The sequence below is a fragment of the Streptomyces cyaneofuscatus genome, from assembly GCF_033109485.1.
Classification (GTDB): domain Bacteria; phylum Actinomycetota; class Actinomycetes; order Streptomycetales; family Streptomycetaceae; genus Streptomyces; species Streptomyces cyaneofuscatus.
In genome coordinates, this window is the sequence record NZ_CP137002.1 from 5,336,093 (window position 1) to 5,357,050 (window position 20,958).

Annotated in this window: 21 protein-coding genes; 12 read left to right on the top strand and 9 right to left on the bottom strand. The window is 70.7% G+C overall.

The features are described from left to right. Nucleotides 1-124: 124 nt before the first annotated feature. Entirely contained in the window at nt 125-487 is a 363-nt protein-coding gene (locus R2B67_RS23510; protein WP_317820809.1) for a hypothetical protein, read from the bottom strand. Nucleotides 488-1,086: 599 nt separating this feature from the next. Between R2B67_RS23510 and R2B67_RS23515 the strand changes: the two genes are divergently transcribed. Genes R2B67_RS23515 through R2B67_RS23525 form a run of 3 tightly spaced genes read left to right on the top strand, consistent with a single transcriptional unit; the run spans nt 1,087 to nt 5,101 of the window. Continuing rightward, nucleotides 1,087-3,210: a helix-turn-helix domain-containing protein gene (locus R2B67_RS23515; RefSeq protein WP_317820811.1), complete on the top strand. Its 2,124-nt coding sequence runs from the start codon at nt 1,087-1,089 to the stop codon at nt 3,208-3,210. Continuing rightward, nucleotides 3,207-4,199 (top strand): hypothetical protein, encoded by a 993-nt coding sequence (locus R2B67_RS23520; protein ID WP_317820812.1) that lies wholly within the window; start codon nt 3,207-3,209, stop codon nt 4,197-4,199. Before R2B67_RS23515 ends, R2B67_RS23520 begins: the two co-directional genes overlap by 4 nt. Then, nucleotides 4,196-5,101, top strand: a complete 906-nt coding sequence (locus R2B67_RS23525) for a DUF6339 family protein (protein WP_317820814.1) — start codon at nt 4,196-4,198, stop codon at nt 5,099-5,101. Before R2B67_RS23520 ends, R2B67_RS23525 begins: the two co-directional genes overlap by 4 nt. Here the strand turns inward: R2B67_RS23525 and R2B67_RS23530 are convergent. The 4 genes from R2B67_RS23530 to R2B67_RS23545 form a co-directional block, all read right to left on the bottom strand. After that, on the bottom strand, nt 5,020-6,348 hold the full coding sequence (locus R2B67_RS23530; RefSeq protein WP_317820815.1) for a DNA cytosine methyltransferase: 1,329 nt from the start codon (nt 6,346-6,348) through the stop codon (nt 5,020-5,022). The genes R2B67_RS23525 and R2B67_RS23530 overlap by 82 nt on opposite strands. Nucleotides 6,349-6,418: 70 nt before the next feature. Then, on the bottom strand, nt 6,419-7,372 hold the full coding sequence (locus R2B67_RS23535; RefSeq protein WP_317820817.1) for a DNA cytosine methyltransferase: 954 nt from the start codon (nt 7,370-7,372) through the stop codon (nt 6,419-6,421). Further along, the gene (locus R2B67_RS23540) at nt 7,369-7,809 is read right to left on the bottom strand and encodes a very short patch repair endonuclease (RefSeq protein ID WP_109977895.1); all 441 of its coding nucleotides are present in this window, start codon (nt 7,807-7,809) and stop codon (nt 7,369-7,371) included. The genes R2B67_RS23535 and R2B67_RS23540 overlap by 4 nt, the downstream gene beginning before the upstream one ends. A gap of 110 nt (nt 7,810-7,919) precedes the next feature. Then, nucleotides 7,920-8,924: an SEC-C metal-binding domain-containing protein gene (locus R2B67_RS23545; protein WP_317820819.1), complete on the bottom strand. Its 1,005-nt coding sequence runs from the start codon at nt 8,922-8,924 to the stop codon at nt 7,920-7,922. A 223-nt stretch (nt 8,925-9,147) separates the two neighbouring features. Here R2B67_RS23545 and R2B67_RS23550 point away from each other — a divergent pair, with 223 nt between their 5' ends. The 4 genes from R2B67_RS23550 (at nt 9,148) to R2B67_RS23565 (ending at nt 12,275) form a co-directional block, all read left to right on the top strand. Further along, nucleotides 9,148-9,951 (top strand): class E sortase, encoded by an 804-nt coding sequence (locus R2B67_RS23550; protein ID WP_317820820.1) that lies wholly within the window; start codon nt 9,148-9,150, stop codon nt 9,949-9,951. A 115-nt stretch (nt 9,952-10,066) separates the two neighbouring features. Then, entirely contained in the window at nt 10,067-10,399 is a 333-nt protein-coding gene (locus R2B67_RS23555; protein WP_317820821.1) for a DUF6412 domain-containing protein, read from the top strand. Between the two features lie 107 nt (nt 10,400-10,506). Continuing rightward, nucleotides 10,507-11,277 carry a YidC/Oxa1 family membrane protein insertase gene (locus tag R2B67_RS23560; RefSeq protein WP_317820823.1) on the top strand — a complete coding sequence of 257 codons (771 nt, stop codon included), beginning with the start codon at nt 10,507-10,509 and terminating at the stop codon, nt 11,275-11,277. Between the two features lie 137 nt (nt 11,278-11,414). Continuing rightward, nucleotides 11,415-12,275 (top strand): fumarylacetoacetate hydrolase family protein, encoded by an 861-nt coding sequence (locus R2B67_RS23565; protein ID WP_317820825.1) that lies wholly within the window; start codon nt 11,415-11,417, stop codon nt 12,273-12,275. 60 nt (nt 12,276-12,335) lie between these two features. Here R2B67_RS23565 and R2B67_RS23570 read toward each other — a convergent pair whose 3' ends face one another. Next, nucleotides 12,336-12,815, bottom strand: a complete 480-nt coding sequence (locus R2B67_RS23570) for a heme-degrading domain-containing protein (protein ID WP_018512440.1) — start codon at nt 12,813-12,815, stop codon at nt 12,336-12,338. Continuing rightward, complete coding sequence (locus R2B67_RS23575) at nt 12,812-13,954, bottom strand: Gfo/Idh/MocA family oxidoreductase (RefSeq protein ID WP_317820827.1); 1,143 nt, start codon at nt 13,952-13,954, stop codon at nt 12,812-12,814. The genes R2B67_RS23570 and R2B67_RS23575 overlap by 4 nt, the downstream gene beginning before the upstream one ends. Nucleotides 13,955-14,039: 85 nt before the next feature. Between R2B67_RS23575 and R2B67_RS23580 the strand changes: the two genes are divergently transcribed. Beyond that, entirely contained in the window at nt 14,040-15,176 is a 1,137-nt protein-coding gene (locus tag R2B67_RS23580; RefSeq protein ID WP_317820828.1) for an ROK family transcriptional regulator, read from the top strand. 18 nt (nt 15,177-15,194) lie between these two features. Here the strand turns inward: R2B67_RS23580 and R2B67_RS23585 are convergent, their stop codons facing one another. Continuing rightward, a complete protein-coding gene (locus tag R2B67_RS23585) occupies nt 15,195-15,614 on the bottom strand; it encodes a hypothetical protein (RefSeq protein WP_317820829.1) in 420 nt (139 codons plus the stop codon). A gap of 89 nt (nt 15,615-15,703) precedes the next feature. Between R2B67_RS23585 and R2B67_RS23590 the strand changes: the two genes are divergently transcribed. Then, nucleotides 15,704-16,360, top strand: coding sequence for a TetR/AcrR family transcriptional regulator (locus R2B67_RS23590; RefSeq protein ID WP_317820833.1), 657 nt, complete (start codon nt 15,704-15,706; stop codon nt 16,358-16,360). A gap of 115 nt (nt 16,361-16,475) precedes the next feature. Beyond that, nucleotides 16,476-17,600, top strand: coding sequence for an LAVTG motif-containing sortase-dependent surface protein (locus R2B67_RS23595; RefSeq protein ID WP_317820835.1), 1,125 nt, complete (start codon nt 16,476-16,478; stop codon nt 17,598-17,600). Nucleotides 17,601-17,722: 122 nt separating this feature from the next. On the opposite strand, the gene R2B67_RS23600 is transcribed toward R2B67_RS23595, so the two are convergent. Next, nucleotides 17,723-18,589 (bottom strand): GNAT family N-acetyltransferase, encoded by an 867-nt coding sequence (locus R2B67_RS23600; protein ID WP_317820836.1) that lies wholly within the window; start codon nt 18,587-18,589, stop codon nt 17,723-17,725. A gap of 218 nt (nt 18,590-18,807) precedes the next feature. On the opposite strand from R2B67_RS23600, the gene R2B67_RS23605 reads away from it, so the two are divergent. Together R2B67_RS23605 and R2B67_RS23610 are read left to right on the top strand one after the other, a co-directional pair. Further along, nucleotides 18,808-19,587, top strand: coding sequence for a GntR family transcriptional regulator (locus R2B67_RS23605; RefSeq protein WP_317820837.1), 780 nt, complete (start codon nt 18,808-18,810; stop codon nt 19,585-19,587). Nucleotides 19,588-20,224: 637 nt separating this feature from the next. After that, nucleotides 20,225-20,953: an HAD family hydrolase gene (locus tag R2B67_RS23610; RefSeq protein ID WP_018512448.1), complete on the top strand. Its 729-nt coding sequence runs from the start codon at nt 20,225-20,227 to the stop codon at nt 20,951-20,953. The last annotated feature ends 5 nt before the right edge of the window (nt 20,954-20,958 follow it).

Consider the following 20,958-nt stretch of genomic DNA (forward strand, 5'->3'; position numbering starts at 1 on the left):
CTGAACGCGGGGGGAGTCGGCGGGCGGCCGCTGCGGGGGATGCGGCCGGCCGCCGACTCCACGATAGGAGCTGGGAGTCCGGCGAGGTGCCGGGATGGTCGAGCCCGAAGACCATGACGACGATTTACGGGCGCTCACGGTTCCGGCGGCGCCGGTTCCTCCGACTGATGCCACCGGTGTTGTTCGGCGGACGGGTGGTGACATCAGGGGTGCGGGAACGATTCGGCAAGGGCAAGGGGGGGACGGGCCGCTGAGAACCCTTCCTGCCGTCCGCTTCCGGAGCCACTTCTTCCGGCTCCGGCTCCGGGGCCGCCGCGATGCTGCGGGCCGCGGCCCTGTCACGCAGGAGCCGCAGGTGGTTGATACGCGAACGCGTCGTTCCGACGGCGTCGAGGAACTCGGACCGCAAGTACGGGTCCTCGATGGAGTCGTACTGTTCGACGAGTCCGAACGCGGCATCGTCGGGGTCGGGCGGGCTGGTTTCCATGCGGGCCCCCTGGGTCCTTGTGAATGTGTACCGGGCGGGACGGAAAATGGCGCACGTGCAGAAGGGCGGAAAGGGCACGGCAGGGTGAGCCCATTCGCCAGGAGGAAGTTTTACTCGGATGGATGGGTGAGTGGGAGGGAATGCGAACCGAACGTGGAAGAAGCCAAGCGCATGAGGTCGGTCGATGGCAACCCGGTTGGGAATTTTCTTTCGAAGAATTTTTCCCGACCGTCGTGTGAGTAATTCCGGGCATGCAAAACAAGGCCCTCCCGAAGGTAGGGCCGGTTGCGCCTGGTGAGGCGTTTCCCGATTTCACGCTACCTGCTCGAAACGTGTCGCCGCAAGCCTCCAAGGGGGATGAGGCGGGAGCTTTTTCGCCGCTCCTGGCGGGCGCGTTCGGGGCGAATGGGGTAAAGGGCGCCCGGGGCTCAATCCGGACCATTTGGCCTTTCGGGTCATTCTCGGGCAATTACTCAATGGGGCGAGTGAAGCAATCAGGGCTCCGCGATGCCGTGTCAAACGTTGTTGTCGGACGGAGTGTCAGTGTCAAACGGCGGGTGTATCGTGCAGTACATGGGCGACGCAGCGGCTGAGGAGTGATGACGTTGGACACCGGCATGGACTTTGGTCCCTGGCTGGCCCGGCAGCTGAAGCAGTCGGGCATGAGCCAGGCCGATCTGGCCCAGCGGATCGGCCTGACGCGAGCCGCGGTCTCGGCCTGGATCACCGGCCGGGCGACTCCCCGCGAGGAGACGATCAACAAGATCGCCGAGGCGCTCGGCACCGATCTGGGGACGATCCACACCCGGACCGCCGACACCTTGGCCGGCTTGCCGATCTCCTGGTATCACCGCCCGGGCCACGCCGACGGCGGTCGCGAGTTCGGGAACGCGGCAGCTTTCGCCTTCGAGGCCGACGTCGAGGTCCTGGCCCGGGAAGCGACCCAGAACAGCCTTGACGAACGACTCGACCTCGCCCAGCCGGTCCGGGTCCGCTACACCTTGCACGAACTCTCGGGTGAGGCCTTGGCCCGGTTCCGCGACGAGATTCGCTGGGACGACCTGCTGCCCCACTACGAGGCTGCCGCAGAGCAGGACCAGAAGGTCGGGCGCATGATCGCGGCCGGTCTGAGCGATATGTACGACCGGGACCGGCTGGTACTCCTCCGCATCGACGACTACAACGCCTCCGGCCTCACCGGCGACGATTACGAGACCGGCCGTTTCGCCGCAGTCGTGCGTCGCCAGCTCGACAGCCAGAAGTCGACGAGCGCTGCCGGTGGGTCCTACGGCCTGGGCAAGGCGACGCTCTGGGCGACCAGCCGTCTCGGCCTGGTCCTCATGAACTCGACCCTGTCGGTGCCGCACGAGGGACGGACCGAGCGTCGGCTCGTCGGACGCCTCGACCTTCCCTGGCGCAGGGTGGGGGACAAGACGTGGGCCGGTCCCGCCTGGTTCGGTCGGCCGGATCCGGATGCCGAGGATGTCAACGTCGCCCGCTCGTGGTGGGCCGACGAGGAGAGCGTCGAACGCCTCCACCTCACGCGGGAGAGCGCCGAGCCAGGAACGTCCTTCCTCATTGTCGGCGCGCACGATGTCGCGAGCCTCGTCGAAGGAACCGACGGTAACGCCGACGTCGAGGACGACGACAGCGTGCACCGCATGCACCACCGCCTCAAGGAGGCACTCGGCCGGAACTTCTGGGCGGCCATGACCGGCGGAGGCAAGCAGCGGCCTCTGCTGGAGGCCTCCGTGAGGACGTTCCGCAACGGAGTGGAGATCATTCCGGAGACGCGGGTCGACCCTCGGGAGACCCAGCCCTCGCGTACGCGGGCGCTGCAGGCCTTTCTGGACGGTACGACCGTCGACAGGCTGACGGAGACCGGGCAGGTGGCCATGGCGACCGTCCCGCTGATGGTGCCGGGGCGTGCCGGTCGTGGAAAGGGTGGGGAGCACCGGGCAGTCGTGCTGGTCACGGAGGCCGAGGACGGAAAGGAGGGGAAGCCGAACAGGGTGACGACGATGCGGGGCAACCGCATGACGGTCAAGGTCGGCTGGGTCCCCGGCCTTCCCGTGGGGACCAACCCCTTCCAAGCCGTGCTGCTCGCAGGCCGGGCGGCGGGCGACGATGCTCCTTGCGCGGACGAGGCCGAGGCGTTCCTGCGCGCCGCCGAACCACCCGAGCACGACAAGTGGGGGCAGACGGAGGAGCTGCGCATGCTGTACTCGCCCTCCGCGTACCGACGGATCGGTGCGCTCACGTACGAGACGAACAAGGCTGTGCGCGATCTGGTCGCCCTGCCGAAGAAGGGGCGCAAGGCCGGCTCGGAGCGTCTGCGTAAGCGTCTGACCGTGGGGGGACGCAAGACCTCCCGACCCACGCCGGTGGCAGGCCCGCCGACGCTGGAAGAGCTCGATGCGCGGATCGACGACAGCGGTGCGTGGTGTGTCACGGCCGAGATGAAGATCCCCGCAGGCGGGGATTCCTGGCGCCCCACACCCGTGGCCAAGCTCGACGTGCGCTCCGGCCCCAGGCCGGTGCTGGCCTGGTCCGAACTCGTCGCTGTGCACAACTGCGAGATTGTCGACGGCGCCGTCCGCTTCGTCCCCGGTTCGCGCACCGCGACCTTCCGGGGAACCACGGACGTGTCCACCCACCCTGTACGCGCCCAGTTCAGCGGCCTTGTCGTGGAACTCCGCACCGACAAGGGGGCCCAGGCATGAGGGCATACCCATACCCGCGTCTTCCCGGTGTGGTCTCGCTCCGGGTCGACTCCGTCGAGCTGCGAGGCCCGGACGACATCAGGGACCCTCTCGACACCAGCGCCTTCTCCGTCGTCGAGCAGGTCGTCGCGCCCGGCGTGACGGGCCGGGACGACTGGGAGTGGCTCCGTATGAAGGTCTCGGCCACCGTGCCGGGCAGGGCGACTGCTCCCGACAGCCCGTGGACCGACCTGGCGGTCGTCGTCGTGCTGAGCGAAGGGGCCACGAACACGCGGATCACCACGGCCCTCACCCCTGGCGCGGAAGGCGGCCGACAGTGGGTAGGACAGCTCGACCTGTGGCGTGCGGACCATCTGGACCGGGCCACCATGTCCGTGCATGTCGTCGCCACGGTGGACGGCGTGGCGGGACGTGAGATCGCCACCTCGACCAAGGACTGGATCGTCGACCTCAAAGCCGAAGCCCCGCTGCGTGGAAGGGAACTCGACGTCGTCGAGGTCGGCTTCCGTGAGGGCCCCCAGTGGCTCCGCCGCTTCCATGAGATTCCCTGGGCCGTGGACACGTCCGGTGACCTTCCCGTCGTGCATCTCAATACGGATTTCGAGGGAGTCTCCGACCTGATCGGCGGCAACGGCACCTCGGTCGACAACATGGTGCGAGATCTGCTCCTCGCCCAGATGTGCACGGATGTGTGGACGGCCGTCTTCCATACCGCCATCGGAGATCTGGAGATCGAGGACGACGGAACTCCGCTGTTCCCTCGCGACTGGAGAGGCGAGGTGTTGCGCGAGATGCTGCCCGACGTCGTACCCGACCTCCCGGCCGAGGACGCGCTGGGGGAGGTCCACCGCCGACGGACCGGAACGTCCGGGTGGACCGACCTCCAGCCACGTATCCATTACGCCGCCACCCGTAGGGCGGACGTGCCCAAGGTGCTGAGCACGAGCATCCGTGGCCTGGAAAGCATTCACCGGGGGACCGACGCATGACCGACAAGCCGAACCACCTCCCGGAGCGCCTGGCGCTGCTCGCGGACCTCAACGCGGCGCAGTACCTCACCGACGGTCTGCTCGCGGGCAAGGAGGACGTACCCGCCATAGCGCTCAACAAGACCACCGAGCCGCTGCCGTACGACGATGAGAGCCGAGCGGAACTGGAACCGGTGCGTGCCCTCGTCGAGGACGCGATGTATCAGTTTCGGGAGGACAGGCCGACGGCTGCCGACGGCTGGCTGGCACCTCGCCTGCACGCGACGCTCAGGCTCACCCGCCGGGAGGCGGCCGACCGGCGGATCTGGAACTACCTGGCTCTGGGGGTGGCTCCGGATTACGTGGTGTGGCGCCACTTGGTGGCCAAGTCGGAAGGTGAACCGGCGAAGGTCGCCGCCCGGCGGTTCCGTGGGCCGGCGAACGTCCAGGCGTTCGCGCGGCTGTGGTGGGCTGCCGAATTGTTCCGTGACGGCCCCGACTACGGATCGGTGGTGACGGTGTGCTCCAACCAGGACATGCTGAACACCGCCCTGCGGGTCGGCGTGATCGACCACCGACCGACGGCGCAGGCGATGGTCCGTCTGCTGGAGCGGGGCACCGTGCGGACCGGCCGTGAGGTGAACGCACTGGTGGCAGCCGTCAACGCATCCGCCGCGACCCTCATGTACGACGTCGTCGCGCCCGATACCGACCGGGACGGCAAGCCGCTACGCGATTGGATCGAGGCGGCGGAATTGGCTCCGGCCGTCCCACGCAGGGACCTGCCCATCGGGCCGTACGAGGAGAAGACTCCGGAGCGATCGGTGGACGTACTCGTCGATCACTTTGCGGAACTCTTCGCCGGGGCTCCGGTAAGGGGGCGGCGGGACGCCGACGAAGGGACCGGTGGTGGCGAGGTCTGAGGCGGTGCCGACCGCAGAGCGGCCACCGGTCCCTTCGTCGGCGTCTCCGGTCGCCACTCCTTCAACAGCTCGAACCACTTCTCCTGCGGCGGTTTGCGGAGCAGAGCCATGCTCAGGATGTGCAGCGACAGGCGCGGCGGGATGGCGTTGCCGATCTGCTGCGCCACGTCGGTGGAGCGCCAGGGGTACTCGGCGGGAAAGGACTGGAGGAGCCCGGCCTCCTCGAAAGAGAGACGGGGCAGTTCGTCTTCCTTCTTGATCACCAGCTCCCCCGCCCTGTCCCTCTTCAGGGGGTAGAGGCGATTGCGCCGTACCTTGCCGGTGATTGTCGGGGCGGGCTCTTCCGACTCCCGGCGCCCACGGTTCTTGGGATCGCCGCCGGACCCGTAGTTGGAGACCATGACGAATTCCTTCGCCCGCGTGGCACTGAGCGCGTCCCCCATGGAAACCCAAGGTTCGACATCACCCCCGCTGCGCGAGGCACGGAACAGCGATCCGTCCCGATGATCGTGAACCGGAGGAAGTCGTTCCGCGCCCTTTCGGTACCGCTGGTGTGTTGCCTGCGGGAACAGGACCTTCCGCTCCACGTTCTCCGGGTCGAACTGCGCGACAAGGACCGCCCTGCGTCGCGTCTGGGGGACGCCGAAATCCTCGGTGTGCAGCATGTGGGCCTCGGCGGCGTACCCCGTCCTGCGGAGGATCTGCACGAAGTGCTGCCACACCGGCATCACCGTTTGAACTTGCTCCAGTACGACCACTTCGTAAGGCCTGCCGCGCTTGAGCTTGGCCTCCATGATCCAACGGAGGGGTTGTAGAACGAACCCGGTCCGATCGTCCGACATCGCATCCGTCTCCGACTTGACCTCTCTCCAGGCCGCGTCGAACGATGCCTCGTCCTCGTGATCCGCAAGCCGAGTGGCCAGGCGCAGTACGTCGTCCAGAGCCTGATGGCCCTTGCGGCTGCCCGCCACGGAGAACGACTGGCAGGGCGGCCCGCCGGTGAGCACGGTGGCCTCAACGACCGAGGGGTCGCACGGGCCGAGCGCCGCGACATCCTTCACATCGGTGGTCAGGAGGCCGGCCGCCGCACGCGTGGCACGCGTGGCGTCGTCCCACTCGACGCCGATGCTCTCGACACCCTCGTCCTTCATGATCGTGGCGGCGATGTCGAGACCGCCGGGCCCTGCGAAAAGATCGACGATCCCGTATTTCGCAGGGGGAAGTGAAGGGGCAGAGGGGTGGGTCATGGTGTGCAAGTGTAGCCGGCGATCAAGATCACTCCTGCCGGTCCCGGCAGAGGCTCCCTCCTACCGTGGATCAACTGTTCAGGGCGGCGGCGACGGCCAGTCCGAGCGCCGTTCCGACCGGCGGCGGAGAGGCGTGCCCGATCTGCCGATAGCGAGCGGTCTTCTTCCCGGCGAACTGCCAATCCTCGGGGAACGACTGCAGAAGAGCGGTCTGCGCGTCGGTGAGTTTGATCAACCCCGACACGGGGTCGCCGGGCCCCGGGACATCGTCGCCCAGCGCTCCGCCGTTGACCCTCATTCGTTCCCACGCCTTCTTCGACCCGGTCGGACCCAGGTCCGCACCACCCCGGTTGTCCGAGCCGCCCACCAACGTCGGAGCCACGCTGATGGCCTGCGCCGCCCAGGCGTCCGCCCCGGGCCAACCGCGGGCTGCCATGGACCGGCCCAGCACCGTCCCGACCGTCACATGCTGGGCGACCGTCGGAACCGGTGGTTCGAACGCGTCGAAGTACTGCTTCTTCAGCGCGACGAGCACGCCCTGCTTGCGATCCTGGGGCACGCCGAAGTCGGCTGCGTTCAGGATGAACCAGCGGAAGCGGTAGTCGAGATGTTCGAGCTCCTTGCGGATGAATTCCCGCACGCCCTCGAACTTGGGGGAGTCCACGAGCCCCGGAACGTTCTCGATGATCAGTGCACGGGGCTGGATGGACGGGGCGAGCAGCACCGCGGCCTCCAGCAGCCGCAGCTCCTCCTCCGTCTCGGCTCTCGCCACGGTCGCGCTGGACTTCACCCGGGGCAGACCGGCGGAGAGAAGGTCCACGTCGTACGTGTGCTGGTGCTCGGTGGGGTCGAAGTCCAGGAGGTCCGTCTCCAGGACGTTCCAGGCCGGTCGGTTCAGGCGCAGGGTCTCGCAGGCCACCTGCTTCCTGTCGAGCAGCAGCGCGGGCTCGAACCCCGCCGCTTCGAGCCCCAACGCGAGTCCCCCGGCGCCCGCGCACACATCGACGAACCGCAGCTTGTTCATAGGCCCCCGCCTTCGTTCCGTGCCCGCCGTCGTTCGACGGCCGCCGCGACCAGCTCGGCGGCGCCGTCCGGCGCCTCGTGCTCCCAGAATCGCAGTACGGTCCATCCTGCCGCAGCCAGGTGTTCCGTCGTCTCCCGGTCCCTGGCCATGTTGCGGTCCAACTTCTCCCGCCACCACTGGGCGTTCGCCTTCGGTTGCGTGGCGTGCTCGGGGCAGCCGTGCCAGAAGCAGCCGTCGATCATCACGGCGACCTTGGCGCGGGTGAAGGCGATGTCCATCGTCCGGCGGGGCATGTCCGGCACCCGCGCGTTGACCCGGAACCGGTAGCCGGCCGCGTGGAGGAGCTTGCGCACCGCGACCTCGGGTGCGGTGTCGCGCCTGGCCTGGCGGCTCATACGGGCGGACACGCTCGGGGATGAAGGCTTGGCCGTGCTCATTACTTCCAGTGTCCTATGAACTGCCTCGGTGCCATCGGTGATCGAGGGGTCTGCGTGACGGCCCGGCCCGGAGTCCTTGCGCGGATCGGTCGGGCCGTCACGCCGGAGGCTCACCCCCCGTGGCACCCCCCATAAGCCTCCCCCGACCCGCACCAGCAGGCGGCCGTGCGGGACGGGGGCCAGGGGGTGGCGCGGCCTCGGGCGGCGAGGGTGGTGGCGTATTGGGGGAGGAGGCCCGGGTCGGAGGGGGAGGCGGCTTCGGAGGCGGCGAAGGCCTCGTACGAGGGGACCGTGCCCGTGACGATGCCCAGGTTCGGGGTGCCCGTCGCGTGGAGGTCGCGCAGGGACGCCTCCAGGCGGGACAGGTGGGTCGCGCGGTCCACGTACTCCTCGGTCAACTCCGGGTACGTCGAGAGGAGTTCGCCGAGTTCCTGGTCGGGCCAGTGCAGCACCGCCACCGGGAACGGGCGCGACAGCGCCGTACGGTACGTGCCCAGCTCCGCGCGCAGGCGGGTGATCTCCGCCTTCAGCTCCACCGGGTCCGACGAGCCCAGCGACCACACCCGCTTCGGGTCGTGGAGCTCGTCCAGCGGGACCGGGGCCGTGTGCAGGGCGCCGGCCAGCTCGTCCCAGGCGTCGTGGTCCAGGCCCATCAGCCGGCGCACCCGGTGGCGGCCGGTCAGGAGGGACTGCGTCGCGTACGGGACCTCCTCGCCCGGGGCCAGCAGCAGCGTCAGCGCGGTCGAGAAGAAGTCGTGCGCCGACTCCAGCTCGTCGTGCGCCTCCAGGGTCTCGGCGGCGACCTGCCAGGGCGCCGCGTCCAGCGGGCCCGCGGCGCGGATGCCCTCGATGATCGCGCGGGCCTCGGCCTCGTGCCCGTACTCCCAGAGGTTCGACGCCTTCAGCGCCTTGATCAGGTGCGGGTTCTCGACGGTGGACTCGGGGGCGGCCAGCAGGTCGTCGTAGAGCGTGCTCGCGCGGGAACGGTCACCGGCGAGTTCCAGATGGGCCGCGGCCTGGAGGACCAGCGGTTCCTGGTCCTCGGGGTACTGCGCCGCGGTGCGCAGCAGGCGCTCGGCTTCGGTGGTGTGGTCGGCAGGCGTGTCGGGGCGCATGGATCACACGGTACTGCCGGACAGCGGCCGTCGGGAGGAGAGGTCGGAAGCCGGACACGGAGTGGGGGCGGCAGCGGGATCCGACGAGGGGGGCGTCCGCAGGGGGAGTGGAATCTGGTGGTGGGTATGGAGAGTTCCGTACGTTGGTCCTATCGTGCCCGCCGTGCGGAAACGGGGACGGACACCCTTACATGGTGCGGTACGTAGTGCGGTACGTGGTGCCGTGCCGAGCAGGCCGGGCTCGCGGGCCAGTCGTCGACGGCGGAACCTTCTCGCGCGTGGGCTCTGGGGCTCCGCCGAGATCGTCGTCACCCTTGGCGTTGTCCTCCTGCTCCTTGTCGTCCATCAGTTGTGGTGGACCAACCGGGAGGCCCGCCAGGAGGCCGGGCGTACCGTCCAGGCCCTTCAGCGGGAGTGGGGGCCGCCACCATCCGTCGTAACGAGCGGAGACCCCGGCGGCAGCCCGAGCGGTGACCCGGCCGGCGATCCCGTGGTGCCCGAGCCCCTGCCCTCCGCCGCCGGTCCCGGCACCACCCGCGGGTCCGACCCGCCGGCCGCCCCCACCACCCCCCGCTGGGACCAGGCCTACGCCGTCCTCCGCATCCCCCGCATCGGCCTCACCGCCCCCGTCGCCGAGGGCACCAGCAAGGGCGGCGTCCTCGACCGCGGGTACGTCGGGCACTACACCCGCACCGCCCAGGCCGGGCGGGCCGGGAACTTCGCGCTCGCCGGGCACCGCAACACCCACGGCGAGCCCTTCCGGCGCCTCGACCGGCTGCGGCGCGGGGACCGGATCACCGTCGAGACCCGGGACGCCGTATACACGTACACCGTCGACAAGAGCCTCGCCCGGACCGCGCCCTCCGACAGCGGGGTCATCGCCCCCGTGCCCCGCTCCAACATCACGACCTCCGTCGGATACAGCGAGCCCGGCTACTACCTGACCCTCACCACCTGCACCCCCGAGTTCAGCTCCCGCTACCGGCTCGTCGTCTGGGGGAAGCTCACCGCCATGCGTCCCCGGTGACCGGAGACCGATGGCCGGAGACCGATGGTCGGACGCAACCGGGGCCGGCCGATCATCGTGTATAACGAAAGGAGTGCCAGGACCCGCCTGTACGGAAAACGGAAGGAGACGCCCCATGCGTGACGCCCACCGGCTGCGCGGCGCCTTCGCCCGGTTCCTCCGGCCCGTCGGCCTCCTGGTCCTCCTCCTCACCGAGGTCCTCCTCGCCGAGGGCGGCAGTCTCTCCGCCGCCGTCGCGCTCGCCGCCACCGCCGCGGCCGGCTCCGCGCTCCTCGCCTGCTCCGTCATCAGCGCCCGCTGCGCGCCCCCGGTGCCCCGCACCCGGGTCCGTACGGCGATCAGGGACCGGGAGAAGCGCACCGCCTTCCTGCCCCAGCGCGACCCCGATGCCCGCGGCCGGACCAGGCCCCGAGCACCCGGGCACGCCCTCCTGACGGCCATCGCGTAGGGCGCTCCCGCACCGCAGTCCCGTAGCGCCCCCGCGTGGGTCGTCATGCCGAGTACCGAGCACCACGTACTTCTCCCGGCACGACGAGACCCCCGGAGGGCTCATCCATGTCCGCCTTCATGTCCGCTTTCGCGAACCTGGTCGGCTCCCTCGCCGATCTGCTCCAGCCCCTGTTCCACGGCGCGTCCACCGCCGCCGCGATCATCCTCTTCACGGCACTTGTGCGGCTCGCCGTCCATCCCCTCTCGCGGGCCGCCGCGCGCGGGCAGAAGGCCCGTACCCGGCTCCAGCCGCAGATCGCCGAGTTGCGGAAGAAGCACGGGAAGAACCCCGAGCGGATGCAGAAGGCGATCATGGAGCTGCACGCCGCCGAGAAGGTCTCGCCGCTCTCCGGCTGCCTGCCGAGCCTGCTCCAGATGCCCGCGTTCTTCCTGCTCTACCACCTGTTCTCCAGCGGCTCCATCGGCGGCGAGCCCAACGCCCTCCTCAGCCACGACCTCCTCGGCGCCCCGCTCGGCGGGCGCTGGCACGACGCCCTCGCGCACGGCGGGATGTTCGGCGGGCACGGCTGGGTCTACCTGGGGCTCTTCGCGCTCGTCGCCGCCGTGGCCACCTTCAGCTACGGACGGACCAAGCGGCAGATGGCCGCCAACCCGGTGGTCCCCGCCACCGGTCCCGACGGGCAGGCCGTGCCCGGTATGGGCGCGATGATGAAGATGATGCCGCTGCTCTCGTTCGCCACCCTGATCACCGTCGCCGTCGTCCCGCTCGCCGCCGCCCTGTACGTCGTCACCACGACCACCTGGACCGCCCTGGAGCGGGCCTGGCTCTACCGGGACGTGCCCGTGCCCGGCGACGCCATGGCCAAAGCGGCGTAGTCGGGGCCGGCGAATGCGCCGGTCCAGTGTGTGAACGAGGTCTTGCGGAGTGGTCGCGACTCTTGGAGGATCAGCCAAGCCCTTCGTCGGCCGCAACCCGCCGGAGGGCCCCACCTCGAACAAGAGGAGTTGGACCGTTGAAGCTGCTTCGAGTCGGTACGGCGGGCGCCGAGCGCCCCGCGCTTCTCGACCGCGACGGGACTCTGCGTGATCTGTCGGGAATCGTCCCCGACATCGACGGCGATCTGCTCGCCGATGCCTCCGCTCTTGCGCGGGTACGTACGGCCGCCGATGCCTCCGGCGTACTGCCCGCCCTCGATCCGGCGGGGCTGCGCGTCGGGCCGCCGCTGGGGCGCATCGGCAAGATCGTGTGCATCGGGCTGAACTACCACGACCACGCCGCCGAGACCGGGGCGGCGATCCCGGAGGAGCCGATCCTGTTCTTCAAGGCCCCCGACACCGTCGTCGGGCCCGAGGACACCGTGCTCGTGCCGCGCGGCAGCCGGAAGACGGACTGGGAGGTCGAGCTCGCCGTCGTCATCGGGCGCACCGCCCGCTACCTGTCCTCCGCCGAGGAGGGGCTCGCCCATGTCGCCGGGTACGCGACGGCGCACGACGTCTCGGAGCGCGAGTTCCAGATCGAGCGCGGCGGCACCTGGGACAAGGGCAAGAACTGCGAGACGTTCAACCCGCTGGGCCCCTGGCTCGTCACCGCCGACGAGGTGCCCGACCCGCAGGCCCTGCCGCTGCGGCTCTGGGTCAACGGCGAGCTGAAGCAGAACGGCACCACCGCCGAGCAGATCTTCCCGGTGGGGGAGGTCGTGCGCTACCTCAGCCACTTCATGACGCTCTACCCGGGCGACGTGATCAACACCGGTACGCCCGCCGGGGTCGCCATGGGGCAGCCCGAGCCGAAGCCGTACCTCAAGGCGGGGGACGTGGTGGAGCTGGAGGTGGAGGGGCTCGGCCGGCAGCGGCAGGAGCTGAAGGGGGCGTAAGCCGGAGCGTACGGGGCCCCGGGGAGCTTCGACCGCGCCCCCGGGGCCTCGTACGGAACCTCAGTTCCCCAGCGTCGCCGTGAACTGCTCCAGCGCCTCGACCACCATCGCGTGGTCCTCCGCCTGCGGCAGCCCCGAGACGGTGACCGTGCCGATCACGCCCGCGCCCTCCACCGCGATCGGGAACGAACCGCCGTGCGCCGCGTACGCGTCCGGGTCCAGCCGGGACGACTCCTCGAACGTGGTCCCCTTCGAGCGGAACCGGGTGCCGACCAGGTACGAGCTCTCCCCGTACCGCTCGACCACCGCGCGCTTACGGTCGATCCACGCGTCGTTGTCCGCACTCGAACCCGGCAGCGCCGCGTGGAACAACTGCTGCGCCCCGCGCCGGATGTCGATCGCGACGGGCGCGTGCCGCTCCCGGGCGAGGGCGACCAGCAGGCTGCCGAGCGCGAACGCGTCGTCGTAGGAGAAGTGCGGGAGCGTGAGCCGGCGCTCCTGGGCGATCAGCTCGGAGATGGTGGGGGAGGTGGTCGTCATGCGCGCCGCTCCTCTGCGTCGTGGTGAGCCTCGTCGTGGTGGGGGAGGAGGGTGACGGAGACGCCCTCGCGCGCCGAGCGGCGGGCGGCCTCCAGCACCTCCAGCGCGGCGGCGGCCTGGAGCGCGGTGACCGGGTTCTCACCGGCGCCGCGCACGGCGGCGGCGATGGCGGCGTAGTACGCGGGGTAGTCGCCGGGCAGCGTACGGACCGGGGTGCCGCCGCCGGTCAGCGGGGACTCGCCGGAACCGATCCGGCCCCACACCTCCTCGACCTCCTCGCCCCACGGCTCGCCGGCCGTCCCCGGGCGCCTGCCCTCACGCAGGGCCGCCTCCTGGGGGTCCAGGCCGTACTTCACATAGCCCGCCGTCGAGCCGAGCACACGGAAGCGCGGGCCGAGCTGGGCCGTGGTGGCGCTGACGTACAGGTGCGAGCGGACCCCGTTCGCGTGCGTGATCGCGATGAACGTGTCGTCGTCCACCGCCGCGCCCGGACGCCGTACGTCGGACTCGGCGTACACCTGCACCGCCGGCCCGAACAGCACCAGCGCCTGGTCGACGACATGGCTGCCCAGGTCGTACAGCAGGCCGCCGATCTCCTCCGGGTCGCCCGACTCGCGCCAGCCGCCCTTCGGCTGCGGGCGCCAGCGCTCGAACCGGGACTCGAAGCGCTGCACCTCGCCCAGCTCACCCTCCGCGATCAGCGCGGCGAGGGTGCGGAAGTCGTTGTCCCAGCGGCGGTTCTGGAAGACCGACAGCAGCAGCCCGCGCTCCTCGGCGAGCGCCGCCAGCTCGCGCGCCTCGGCGGCGGTCCCGGCGATCGGCTTGTCCACGACCACCGGCAGACCGGCCTTGAGCGCGGCCGTCGCGAGGGCGACGTGCGTCTTGTTCGGGGAGGCGATCACGACCAGGTCCAGCTCGTCCGCGCGCTCCCACAGCTCGTCCGGCGAGGCGGCGAACCGGAGGTCCGGATACGCGGCGCGGGCCTCGGCCCGGCGCTCCTCGTTCGACGTGACGACCGTGTCGAGGACCAGGCCCTCGGTCGCGGCGATCAGCGGGGCGTGGAAGACGGAGCCGGCCAGGCCGTAGCCGACGAGGGCGACGCGGAGAGGGGCGCCGGAGGCGGAGGCTTTGGGGGTCATGCATTCCACTTAAGCAACGCTGTTGCCAAAGTGCAAGCGACCGGCACAATGGGGTGGTGACGGGGTGGCGAAGGGGAGTGAACCGTTGAACGCGAGCCGCGGTGTGGCCTTGCCGGCCCGGACGAAGAGCCAGGCCGGGGTGAACCTGCCGGCCCTGCGCCACCACAACGCGGCGCTGGTCCTGGACCTGCTGCGGGCGGCCGGGGCCGAGGGCATCAGCCGGCTGGAGCTCGCCGAGCGCACCGGCCTCACCCCGCAGGCCGTCAGCAAGATCACCGCCCGGCTGCGGGCGGAGGGCCTGGCCGTCGGCGCGGGCCTGCGCCCCTCGACCGGCGGCAAGCCGCGTACGGTGCTCCGGCTCGTCCCCGATGCCCAGTTCGCCGTCGGCCTCCACCTGGACCGCGACGGGCTCACCGCCGTCCTGGTCGACCTCGCCGGGCGTCCGGTCGCCGTCACCACCGCCCCGCTCGACTTCGGCGCCCCGGCGGAACAGGTCCTCGCCGACGCGGCCGACGCCGTACGCGACCTGAGCGCGGCCGAGCCGCACAAGCCGGTGCTGGGGCTGGGCGTCGCCGTCCCCGGCCCGCTCGACCACCGGGACGGCGTCCTGCACCGGGTCACCGGCTTCCCGCAGTGGGACGGCTTCCCCCTGCGCGACGCGCTCGCCGAGCGCACCGGCCTGCCGGTCACCGTCGACAAGGACACCAACGCCGCCGCCCTCGCCCTTTCCCTGAGCGGGCTGCCCGGCGATTTCGCCTACCTCCACCTCGGTACGGGGCTCGGCGCCGGGCTCGTCCTGGGTGGCGCGGTGCACCGGGGCGCGCGGACGGGGGCGGGCGAGTTCGGCCACCAGACCCTTCAGCTGGACGGGCCCCTGTGCGGGTGCGGCGGGCGCGGCTGCATCGAGGCGCTGTGCCTGGCCGCCGAGGCCCGCGGCGACCGGGCGGAGGCGGCCCGGGTCCTGGGCGCGGGCGCCGCGAACCTCGTCGGGCTCCTCGACATCGACCGGGTCGTGCTGGGCGGCCGGACGGTGGCGGCCGACGAGGACGCGTACGTACGGGGCGTCCGAGCCGTGATCGAGGAGCGGGCCGCCCGGGGCGGCGGCGGGGGCGGCGGCTCGGTGACCGTCACGGTGGCGGGAGGCGGCGACCGGCCCGTCGCGGAGGGCGCGGCCCAACTGGTGCTCGCGCCGGTGTTCGGGCGGGTGGGGGAGCGGGGATAGGGGGCGGGGGCCGGTCAGTCAGGCTGCGGAGGTGTCCGGAGCCGCCGGTCGTACGTCGGTGGCAGGCGGCCGTACGTCGGTGGCGGCGGCGCCCACCAGGAGTGCGGCGAGCGCGAGGGGAGCCACCACCAGGTACGCGACCCCTATCTCGCCCCCGGCCGTGCCGCCCTGCCACGCCACCACCAGGGCGACGGCGCTCGCCACCGCCCAGCCGATGTCGTAGCCGATCATCAGCCGCAGGCAGGTGGCCATCGAGCGGCGGCGGACGTAGACGACCTCGATCCCGCCGCCGATCAGCAGGGCCGCGCCCGCGATGAGTACGAGCCAGGCCTCCACCCCGAACAGGTCGGCCAGCCAGGCGCTGCCGACCGCGAAGGCGGCGCCGAGCACCACCTTGAACGCGCCGTCGGCGATGGCTCCCGCAAGCATGCGTGACATGCGTGACATGACTGCTCCTCCTTGGGTCTCACTCCGTGTCTCCGTGTGCGCTTCCGTAATCTGGTTACTAGAATAATGGAATTATGCGAATGACGAGAGCCGAAACCAAGGAACGCAACCGCCGCGCCCTCCTGGACGCCGCGTTCCACGTCGTCTCCCGGGACGGGCACCGCGCCCGGCTCGACGAGATCGCCGAGCGGGCCGGGCTGACCACCGGGGCCGTCTACTCGCTGTTCGGCAGCAAGAGCGGTCTGCTGGGGGCGCTGGTCACCGACTATCTCCAGCCGCACTACGAGGAGATCGAGCAGGCGATCCCGGCGGACGCGGATCTTGTGGGGGCGGTTGACGCCTTCGCCCGGTACTACCGACGGACCTATGATGCCGCCGACGCGTCGGCCGACCAGTCGTTGCAGTTCACCCTGCTGGACATGGCCCTGCACGATGCCGAGGTGGGCCCTCGGCTGGCCGCGTCGGTGCGGGCGGAGGAGAGCCGGCTGATCGCCCTGTTCGCCGGGCGGCGGCATGAGGGGGCCATGGTGACGGAGGGGCAGGCGCACCGCCTGGCCACCGCGTTGAGGGCCGTCCTCATCGGCCTCAGCCAGGGCGTCCTGCTCGGTCTCGCCCCGGGCGCCGACGAGCAGTTCTTCGCCGACACCGCCCGCGCCCTGGTGTCCGGCGCGACTCTCCTCGAAGGCCCGGAGCCGGTGTCGGCAGTCCGAGGGTCCGACAGACCGACAGTCGGGTGATCCTATGAGCGGTGTCGGCATGTCGACTCTCTGCGTCCGCGCGCGCGTGTTTGCCTCGGAGGCCACAACCGGCGGCCCCCGCCCCGGTCGTTCGCGAGCAGCGAAGGGTGTCCCCATGTCCCCCACCTCCGGCGCGCGGCTGCGTGACGCCCGTGTGCTCGCCGCCCTCGGGCTGGCTGCCGGGATCGCGGTGCCCGCCGCGCTCCTCGGCGGCCCGCAGGCCGTCGCCCACCCCACCCCCGCCTCCTTAGCGGCCGGGACCGCGGCCGACGCGGCAGCCGACGAGCAGCCCACCTGCGGTGATCCGGGCGCCGAGGAGTTCCCCATCGAGGCCCGGATCCAGGAGGCCCCGACGACGTACGCCTCCGGTGGCGGCTACGGCATCTGGTTCCTCGACCTCACCAACACCACCGACACCGCCTGCCGCGCCCTGCACCCGGTGCTCGTGCTCAACGACGAGGACCGCAAGCTGACCACCGAGCAGATCCAGCTGAAGTTCTCCGAGCCCGGCCGCCCGGGCACCGAACACCGGATCACCTGGGAGACCACCGACCGCCACGAACAGATCGGCGTCTTCGACGGCGACCCCGGATCCACCGCTGCCGACGACTTCCTCGGGTTCACCGTCCCCGCCGGTGCCACCGTCAGCGTCCGGGTCCGGATGGCCTTCACCTCCGACACCGCACCCGGCCGGGTCACCGCCCACGCCGCGGTCGTCCAGCGCCACCACCAGGACAAGGCCAAGGGCGGCGGCCGTGAGGACGGCGACTGGGTGGGGGAGTCGGGGGCGTACCGGTTCGTGATCGTCGACGGAGTCACCGGCGAGTACCCGAGGCCGGAGCCCACCGACGAGGACCGCGACGGCCGTACGGACGTGCCCGCCGAGCCCCGACCCCGTACGGAACCGACCTCGGCCGCCCCCACGCCGACCCGCACCCACACGTCCGCCCCCACCCCCACCCCCACCTACACCGGCCCCGGCAAGGACCCCAGCCCCTCTCTCAGCGCGGAGAGTTCGGCACCTCCCCGAGTCGGCGACGCGGAGCGGCCCCCGCGCCCGCCGCACTACGCGACCGGCCGCCCGCTCCCCGAACTCGCCCGCACCGGACCCGAGCTGCTGCCCTGGGCCGGAGCGATCGCCGCCGCGCTCGTCCTCTGCGGCGGCGCCCTCATGATGAAGGGCCGCCGGATGCGCCGGACCATGGCTTTCGGGGAGTATCCGACCGGAAATCAGCGGTAGCGGGGCGAACGTGATCCTGGTGCGGGGCAGTGCGGTGGAGCCCGGTGCCTCGCGGCGGTCACAGCCGGTACCCGGCAAGCGTGTGCGCGCCGATCACGCCCTCACCCGGTAGGCGAAGCGCTTCAGGAGAACGTGTACCCGGCGAAGTCGGCGACGTGGACATACCCGAGGCGCTGGTACAGGGCGTTACTGGTGGGGTTGTCCGGGTCCGTGAAGAGGACGACGTCCGTCGCGCCCGAGGCCAGTGCTGCCCGGCTCGCCTCCACCGTCACGGCCCCCGCGTAGCCGCGGCCCCGGAGGTGGGCCGGGGTGTAGACGGGGTCGATCCGGACCATGCCGCCGATGACCGAGGTCGCGGCCGCCATCGAGACGGGGGTGCCGTCCGGGGTCTCCCAGAACGTGAAGTGCCGGTCACCGAAACGCGAGTCGCCCCAGGAACCGGCGTCGATCAAGTCGATGGAGGACTGCTCCCCGACATCGACGCAGAACTCACGGCACCAGCGCACGACGTGTTCACGGTCCCTCCCGCCCGTAAGGCGGCCCCGGCCCTCCGGGCGCGGCCGCGGCGGAGTGAGTGTTCCGAGGCGGTAGAGATGTGTCCGCCAGAAGAGTGCTGGTGCCGCGCCGGTGTGCCGCTGCCAGGAATCGGCGAACGCGGTGGCGGTGCCGTGGTCCGCGATGACGCGGCCGGGCGAGTGCCCGAGCACGGCAAGTCGGGCGGCGAGGGCGTCGGTCTGCTCGACGGAGAGGGGGGTGAGGCCCAGGCGGCCGCTCGACATGAGGTAGAAGACCGCGTGGACCTCGCCTCCGGACTCCAGGCCGCCGAAGACGGCGGTGGCGGGGGCGCGCGCGTCCGGCCTGCGTATCCGCAGTTTCTCGATGTCCGTCAGCGGCGTGTTGTGCAGGGCGGGGCGCGAGCGCAGGAAGTCCCCGGCTCGGGCGAGGAAGTCGTCGACGTCTTGGGTGATGTGCCACTCATCCGGAAGCATGATCCCTGGTCCCCTGGTCCCTGATCCTTGATCTCTTATCCCTGGTTCGGCGCTCTACAGGCTGCGTCGGTTGACGCGTCGTACGTCGGCTAGGTACCTGTGAGGTCCATGGCAGAGGATGATGCCCGACGTGAACGTGTCCGTACCGCTCGCCGTGCCATCACGGTCCGACCGCGACCACTACCGGGCCGTTCACCCGCGCATGCCACCATCGGGCGGTGGACTACCCGAACGACCAGGCACCTGGCGCACCCATCCGCTCCGGCATCCCGGAGCACGGCCGCATCCCGAAGTACTACGCGGTCAAGGCCCGGATCTCGCTGCTCCTCGACGAGTTGGGCGAGGGCGGGCTGCTGCCCACCGAACGGGATCTCGCGCTGCGCCACGAGGTGTCGCGCGAGACCGTACGGCAGGCGCTGCGCGAGCTGCTGCTGGAAGGGCGGCTGCGGCGGCAGGGGCGCGGGACCGTGGTCGCCGGGCCCAAGCTGGAGCAGCCGCTCTCGCTCGCCAGCTACACCGAAGGGGTCCGCCGCCAGGGCCGGCGCCCCGGCCGGCACCTCATCGGCCTGGAGCGCTTCCCCTGCCCCGAGGCCCTCGCCGCCGAGATCGGGGTGGGCCGGGGTGAGCCCGTCTGGCACCTGGAGCGCGTGCTGCTCGCCGACGACGAGCGGGTCGGGCTGGAGAGCACGTACGTCACCGTCGCCCGACTTCCTTCGCTGGACGTGGAGTTCGACCCGGACTCCTCCTTCTACGCCTATCTCCGTGACCGGCTCGGCATCGCCTTCGGGGACGCCGACGAACGCATCGAGACCGTGCTCGCCACCCCTCGCGAGGCCCTCCTCATCGGGACCCCGCCCGCCCTGCCGATGCTGCTCCTCCACCGCCTCTCCCGGGACACGGAGGGCCGGCCGCTGGAGCGGGTGCGCACGCTGTTCCGAGGGGACCGGTTCTCCTTCACCACGCACCTGGGGGATCCCGCTCGACGTGAAGAGCCCTAGCCGAGCATGCCTCCGCCGGACGGCTTTTTCCTACATTAGACGCCGCACGCTCAAGAGTTCGTCGAGCAGTTGATTGCCCGGCCGCACCCGTCCCAAGGGTGTGCCTTTTTGTGCCTGCGTGGAGCCCCGGCGCGCGGTGGGACAATAATGTGCGCTCCGCGTACGCTGGTAAAAGAAGGGGTGGGTAGGGTAAATCCCCTTACTTCCTTTCGAGCGTGCACACCTTCGAGTGCATCAAGGGTCGTGAATCGTCTGGTTCCGGCCACCTGGCTGAATGGGCGAATGTGTCCATCGAGTCAATTCGATCGGGTTGTGCTTCCTCAACGCGGCCTCCGATGAATGCAGTTGGTCAGTGAAATCATCGCGCTGCCGATCGCTCCCTCGCTTTCCCCTAGCGGATTTATCGCGTGAATGTCGAGGGGCCAAGCCGGTGATTGCGTGGCTTGCGCAGGAGTGAATAACTTCTCGGTGACGCCACTTCTGCGCGACGGCCCACGGGCCGGTTTATGTTCCGCGCCTGACTGCAGGTCGCAGAGGGCAGTGTGAGGAGCTTCGCAAAAGCATGCGAAGTGGCGACCCCCACGATCCGCGGTCCCGCGTCATGCCGGATCGCATTTCCCTCAGGAGTGGTCCACTGATGACCATCACAGAGCAGCCCTTTCACGGCTGGTCCCCCGAAGCCGTCGTCTTCGACTGCGACGGCACTCTCATGGACACCGAACAGCATTGGCAGGATGCCCGAGGCCGGGCCTTCCGGGACTTCGGTCTGCGACCGGCGCCGGGGTTCGCCGAACGTGCCAAGGGAGTCCACTACCTCGACTGCGGCCGCATGATGGCCGAGGAGGCCGATAAGCCCGACCTGGCACCGGAGCTCACCGAGTCGCTGCTCGCCCACTTCATGGAGCGCGTCGCCGATGACCCGGTGACCATGCCCGGAGCGGCCGAGTTCGTCCGGAACCTGTCCGGCCGCCTTCCCCTGGCGGTCGCGAGCAACTGTCCCCTCGCGGTGGTCGAGAGGAGTCTGGAGCAGGCCGGCCTGCTGCCGCACTTCGGTCACATCGTCGTCCCCGGCGACCCGGAATCGGCCGGTGCGGCCACCAGGAGCCCGGACACCGGGGAACTCATCAGGCCCAAGCCATGGCCGGACGTCTACGCCACCGCCGCACGGCTGTGCGGCGCTCGGAGCGAACGGACGCTGGCCGTTGAGGACTCGTTCACGGGCATCGAGTCGGCCCGCCGGGCGGGGCTACGCGTCGTGGGGGTCGGCAAGCCGCCCGGCGACGGCCGGGAAAGCACGGTCGATCTCTGGGTGCCCACGCTCCACGCCCCCGAGCTGCTGGACCTGGACTGGGTGCGGGCCGGGTAGCGGCG